This is a genomic window from Halostella sp. PRR32, from assembly GCF_034808085.1.
Lineage (GTDB): Archaea > Halobacteriota > Halobacteria > Halobacteriales > Natronoarchaeaceae > Halostella > Halostella pelagica.
The window spans coordinates 1-342 of sequence record NZ_JAXHGL010000042.1; the positions used below are offsets into that span (position 1 = coordinate 1).

1 pseudogene is annotated in these 342 nt (G+C 73.4%); it reads right to left on the bottom strand.

Annotated elements, in window-relative coordinates:
• Positions 1–342 (bottom strand): annotated as a pseudogene (locus tag SM753_RS20320) (DUF460 domain-containing protein); the annotation flags it as partial.

Consider the following 342-nt stretch of genomic DNA (forward strand, 5'->3'; position numbering starts at 1 on the left):
GTCGAGCTCGCTCCCGACCTCGCGAGCGCGCGTCTTCACGCTCCCGTGGATGCGGCGCGTGAACCGGTCCTCCGACCAGCCGCCCTTCCCCGTGGAGCGACCGCGAGCGACCTTCACGGTCGTCTCGTCGGTGAACGCCGACACCTCCACGCCGACGTTCCCCGCCGCCAGCCGCGCGGCGGCCTCGGCCTCCTGCATCGGGTCCTTCCCGTAGGGCACACCGTGGCGTTTCGCGACGCGCGACAGCGGCTCGGGCTGCTCCGCGCCCGTCACCTGCACGAGCTTCGTGCCCGCCGGCAGCTCGCCGAGGAAGTGCACCAGAGCGTCCTTGTCCGCGGCGAG